The sequence below is a fragment of the Hydrogenivirga sp. 128-5-R1-1 genome (assembly GCF_000171895.1).
The window spans coordinates 1-5,187 of the sequence record NZ_ABHJ01000035.1; the positions used below are offsets into that span (position 1 = coordinate 1).

8 protein-coding genes are annotated in these 5,187 nt (G+C 26.2%); 2 read left to right on the forward strand and 6 right to left on the reverse strand.

Features of this window, described 5'->3' with window-relative positions:
• From HG1285_RS06100 to HG1285_RS17610, 3 genes are all read right to left on the reverse strand, one after another.
• A partial coding sequence (locus tag HG1285_RS06100; protein ID WP_008288225.1) for a DUF262 domain-containing protein occupies positions 1 to 422 on the reverse strand: 422 nt, incomplete at its 3' end.
• Positions 415 to 1,944, reverse strand: coding sequence for a DUF262 domain-containing protein (locus HG1285_RS06095; protein ID WP_008288226.1), 1,530 nt, complete (start codon positions 1,942 to 1,944; stop codon positions 415 to 417). The genes HG1285_RS06100 and HG1285_RS06095, both read right to left, overlap by 8 nt.
• A 35-nt stretch (positions 1,945 to 1,979) precedes the next feature.
• On the reverse strand, positions 1,980 to 2,330 hold the full coding sequence (locus HG1285_RS17610; RefSeq protein ID WP_008288227.1) for a hypothetical protein: 351 nt from the start codon (positions 2,328 to 2,330) through the stop codon (positions 1,980 to 1,982).
• 162 nt (positions 2,331 to 2,492) lie between these two features.
• Between HG1285_RS17610 and HG1285_RS06090 the strand changes: the two genes are divergently transcribed.
• Positions 2,493 to 2,726: a ribbon-helix-helix domain-containing protein gene (locus tag HG1285_RS06090; RefSeq protein ID WP_008288228.1), complete on the forward strand. Its 234-nt coding sequence runs from the start codon at positions 2,493 to 2,495 to the stop codon at positions 2,724 to 2,726.
• Positions 2,719 to 3,000 carry a type II toxin-antitoxin system RelE/ParE family toxin gene (locus tag HG1285_RS06085; RefSeq protein WP_008288229.1) on the forward strand — a complete coding sequence of 94 codons (282 nt, stop codon included), beginning with the start codon at positions 2,719 to 2,721 and terminating at the stop codon, positions 2,998 to 3,000. The genes HG1285_RS06090 and HG1285_RS06085 overlap by 8 nt, the downstream gene beginning before the upstream one ends.
• Here HG1285_RS06085 and HG1285_RS06080 read toward each other — a convergent pair.
• From HG1285_RS06080 to HG1285_RS06070, 3 genes are read right to left on the reverse strand one after another with little or no spacing between them, the layout of a single operon-like run.
• The gene (locus HG1285_RS06080; RefSeq protein WP_008288230.1) at positions 2,997 to 3,767 is read right to left on the reverse strand and encodes a hypothetical protein; all 771 of its coding nucleotides are present in this window, start codon (positions 3,765 to 3,767) and stop codon (positions 2,997 to 2,999) included. The two genes, HG1285_RS06085 and HG1285_RS06080, sit on opposite strands and share 4 nt — an antisense overlap.
• Positions 3,768 to 3,817: 50 nt before the next feature.
• A complete protein-coding gene (locus HG1285_RS06075) occupies positions 3,818 to 4,066 on the reverse strand; it encodes a hypothetical protein (protein ID WP_008288231.1) in 249 nt (82 codons plus the stop codon).
• On the reverse strand, positions 4,026 to 5,018 hold the full coding sequence (locus HG1285_RS06070; protein WP_008288232.1) for a cell division protein FtsZ: 993 nt from the start codon (positions 5,016 to 5,018) through the stop codon (positions 4,026 to 4,028). The genes HG1285_RS06075 and HG1285_RS06070 overlap by 41 nt, the downstream gene beginning before the upstream one ends.
• Positions 5,019 to 5,187: the final 169 nt, after the last annotated feature.

Below are 5,187 nucleotides of genomic sequence, written 5' to 3' on the forward strand. Positions count from 1 at the left end.
CATTCTTTTAAAAATTTTTTATCACTTTCTCTTATTTCATAGGTTAGTTTTATTTTTCTATCTATTTTTTCATTTTTCTCTCTAAGTTTTTCATTTTTCTTTTTAAGACTAAGAAAAACAGTTTCTATCAGATAAAGGGTTGTTAACCTTTGTTGACCGTCTATGACTTCTAATTTTTCTTTTCCTCCGTCTTTTTCTAACAAGTTAACAACTAATGTGCCTAAAAAATATCCTTCATCGTTTTTGTTTTCTTCTCCTTCATCATATTCTTTTAAGTCATTTAATAGAGTTTCAACCTCTTCAGGTCTCCAAGCATAAGGTCTTTGATAAATTGGAATTTCAAATTCATATTTTCCTAAATCTTTATAGAACACTTTTTCTAATTTTTTGTTTTCCTCATTTTCTATACAGTTATTATTCATTTTGATTTTCCTCCCAATTCTTTCCTAATTCCTTTAAAGTTTCTCTAATTTTCTCTTTTAAACTACTATTTAGCCAATAATTTATAAAATCTCCTTTTGTCCTTTCTATAGTTTGTTTATCATCTGTTTTTTTTGAATTTATCCTTTTAATTTCATTTTTTTCAAAATATATTTTTATTGTTTCCTCTTTCGTTCTTATTTCACTTTCTATATGAAACCTTATGTAATCATCAAGTTTACTTTTTACTATGCTTGGAGAGTAAGATAAAAAGATTAGTCTAAAAAGATTTATCTCATCTGATTCTGGTTTCGCATATCTGTTTATTAATGTTTCTTTTCTGATTTGATTTAAGGTTAGCCTTAGATTTGAAAATATTATGATTAATCTAACTGCAAAATCTTCTAAAAGCTTATCTTCAAATTTGTCATAGTATAAAAGTATCAAGGACTTATACAGAGCATTTATAAATCTGTTTCCGCTACCACTAATATTATCAAATAGGCAAAATACATTTTTATGTTTTTCTTCTAATTCTTTAATTAGATGGTAATACTTAATTACAAAATAGAAAAATCTTTCTCCCCCTTCTATTGATTGTGAAATTTCAAAAGGAAGGTATTTATATCCATCAATAATATCTGTAAATGAATATGTTCTTAAAGGTTTTGTTTTTAATCTTAAAACATTTGCTTTGAAGTCAAATTCAAAATCTTCAAAAATTGGTGGTTGATTATAGTTGTTTAGCATATATCCTTCATCTTCAGATAAAAACTCCTTATAAACATCACTTTCAATAAGGTCATCTCCTTTTAGTTCTCCTCTTATTCCTTTTCTTGCAACTGACAAAATTTGAAGGATTTGTTTTAGTTTATCTATTGGTTTATCTGTTTCTTTTTCTTTATCTTTTTCGTAATTTTCCCAAGTTTTAGCTAAATCTTTTTTTAGCTCTTCTTTTTTAATAAGTCTTATGTGATGAACCTTTAATAAATCTTTTCTATCTAAAGGTTTACCTCTTGTATTGTGTGCATCAAATAGGAAAAAGGCAAAGTCTAAATCTTCAGTAATTAAAGCATTAACGATTAAATGGTTTTTTATAAAGCCTATAAACTTATTTTTTTCTTGCTGATAGCTTTCTAAAAAGTTTTTCACAACTTCATAATTTCTTTTTATTGTGTTGAATGATAGTTCTTTAGGCTTTAAACCTAAAAACTTATTATCTTTTTCTCCTAAAGCATAAAGTATTATCCCTAAAGATACTATCCTTTGCTGTCCATCTACTATTTGATATTTTCCTTCTCTTTCAAAAAAGACCATATTCCCAATTAAATACTCAAAATCTTTATTACTCTTTTCCAAATATTCCTTTTTAAAAACTTCATCTAAATCTTTTAAAAATTGAATAATTCTTTCTTCTTCCCATTCATAAGGTCGCTGAAAATTTGGAATTTCTAACTTTTTTTCTGAATTTAACAAACAAGATATTTTAAAAATTTTAGGTGTTAATTTTTGGCTTTCTGTCATATAAAACTCCCCCAGTTGAAGTTTTAATTATTTTACTACAACCCATAAACCTCAACATAAAACTTCTTGCCGTTGTCTGTTTTCTGGACTGTGTAAGTTATCGGAAAATTTTTTGACTGGTGATTTTCTTTATTTTTTATGATTAAATCAGCCTGACATGAATATCTGTCTATACTTTTTTGATACTCAATTGTTCTTACATTATCTACTTTAAAATCAAGTTTATCAATTACATCTCCAAATCCAATATTTGAAAGTTTCTGTTTGGCAATATTAATCACAAGCTCTTTCGTTCTACCATCAGAACATTTTGGAGTGCTTGATGAACATGCAATAATAGAAAAAGAAACAGCACCTAAAATTAATCCTTTTACAAAAGTTTTCATCTTTCAACCCCCTAAATATTATTTGGTTTTTAGTATATGAAACTTCTTAGAAAGTTATGTTCTATATAAAGGGCTTTTTAATAATCTTGCATATATAAAAAATTGACTTAGATATAAAATTAGATATACTATAAGATATATAAAAATCAAAAGGTGATTTAAATGGCAACGGTAAAAAAACTAATTAGTATGGAAGAAAGTCTTGCAAAGGAACTGGAAAATATATCAAAAATTCTCAAAGTTTCACAAAGTGAAATTGTAGAAAAGGCTCTTGATTTTTATCTTGATTATATTGATGGAATTATAGCAGAAAAGGTAAGTAAAGGAATAAAAGAAGGTAAAATAAAAGTCAAAGAAGCTGATAAAGTGTTTAAAAGGCTTGGTATAGATGTATAAACTTCTTATTTCTGAAGTTGCGGAGAAAGATTTAGAAAAGTTTTCTGTTGATGAGAGAATTTTTATAGCTGAAAAGCTAAAATACCTTGCAGAAAACTTTGAAGTCTTAAAAAGAACAAAGAAAGTTAAAAAACTGCAGGGATACGACAACTATTACAGATTTATTATATCAAGAAAAATCAGGGCAATTTTTGAAACAGAAGATAATAAACTAATTATTCTTATACTAAGAGTTGGGAAAAGAAAAGATATTTATAAAGATTTAGACCTTTAACAACTTAATAATTTTTTCCTTTGTTCTAAGTATTCTCCAAAAATTTTCAAAAATTCATTAAACCTTTTCAAGTTTTTATCTAAAGAAAAGCTAATATTTTCATCAATTTGTTTTATCTGGCTTTTAAATCTTTTTGCTGTTTCTAAAATTTCTTCATCTGGTTTGTAAATCTTCTCAATATGTGGCACGAACATTCTTGATGGAAATCTCCAGCCTGTATAACCTATTAGATAAACCTTGATATTTTCTCCGTTTTCTTCTGCATAAAACTGTGTGTTTATAAGCTTTGTTGTTTGAATATCCTCACATCTTAAATACCATTCTGGAATATCTACTGCAAAAATAAATGGTTTTTCGTCTTCAAAGCCAAAATTTAGCTTTCTATACTTTCTTATAAAAAATTCCTGTACTTTTTCATCTGTCTGGATTATGCTTGTTATACAGCTAAATTTTAATATTCTGTGATGGTTGTTTTCATCTATAACTGATATGTACAGAATTCCTTGATACAAAAATATTTTTATTGGAACAGCTGTTATTAGCTTGTCTTTATACAAAAGTTTTAAATAAACCTTTTCAAAAATCCCTTTGTATATTTTATCAAGCAGATATGGATTAAAATTTGAAAATTTTTCGTGGAACTCCGGAACATATTTAAAAGAATTTTCTATAATTTCTTTTTTCTCCTCATCTATTTCAAAGGCTGTTCTATTTATTATATTTTCAATATCTGACAAAAAGCTTAATTTTTTATAATCATCAGGCATAAAGCTTGTGGTTATAAGGAGTGATATAAGCTCCTTTTCTGATATTCCTACTATTTAGGAAAGCTTTTAGAGTTTATTTTCCATTCTTGAGACTGCCTGCCTTTTGTTTCCGGATATCTCCTGACTACATAGCCTTCGTATTCTAAATTTTCCAGATACTTTTGTAAAAGTCTTCTGTTGGAAGTGTATGATTTTGTAAATAACCCTTTATTTTCTAAAAATCTCTGTATTTCTGATGTTTTTACAAATCTGTTTTTTTCAAGAAGAAACTTTATGATTTCTATATAAGATTTTGTCATTCTTATATATCTCCATTATTTTCTCATCAAATCCTGAAGCAATTAATGTTAATCTTATTTGATTTTCTAAATTTTTATCTATATTAACACCAAAGATAATTTGGGTATTTTCTTTATAGTATAGTTTTTCTTTTAACTGCTGGACTAAAGATTGAACATCTTCATAAGAAACATCATCAGAAATTATCATATTTAGTATAAACTTGGTAGCTTTTGATATATCATAATCTTCAAGTAAACTATTTGAAAATGTTGTATCCAATACATCTTTAATTTTATTATTTCCTCTACCTTCACCAATAGCTACAACCGATTTTCCGGAGTTTTTTAAAATATTTTTTAAATCTGCAAAATCAAGATTTATAAAAGATGGTGTTGTTAAAATTAAAACAATTTCTTTTATTATTTTGCTTATAAATTCATCAACTAAGCTAAATGCTTCTAAGAATGTTAAATTACTTTTTGCCAATTTTGAAATCTTATTATTATCTATTATTAGATAGCTGTCTGATGTATTTTTTAAATTGTTCAATCCCTCATTAGCTATTCTTTCTCTTATTTTTCCTTCAAAATTAAATGGTTTTGTGATAACAGATAAAGTTAAAATCCCCATTTCTTTTAATACTTTTGCAATTTCTGGTAAAACACCTGTTCCAGTTCCCCCTCCAAAACCAGCAATAAGAAAAATTAGGTCTGTATCTTTGAATAAAGATTTTATATTTTCCACACTTTCATTAAAAGCTCTTTTACCAATGTCAGACTTTGAACCTGTCCCAATTCCAGATTTTCCAATTAAGATTTTGTTTTTTAAAGAATGCTTTGATAGAGATTTTTGATTTGTGTCTAAAATATATAATTCAACATGATTTATAAAATTTCCCATTTTTGAAACAATATTAGAACCAGCTCCACCGATACCAATGATTTTAATTTCTGGAATAAAATCATTCATCTATTAATCCTTATTTATTTTTTTAATAAATTGTAATTCTTTTTTTAGAATGATTTGTTCTATATAGCAGATTAATTTTTTAGATTTTTAAAAGTTTTTTAGATTTTTTAAAAGGCTATAATTTGTTTCTCATTAATTCCTTATGCACCTTTTCCCAGACCTTTATCGC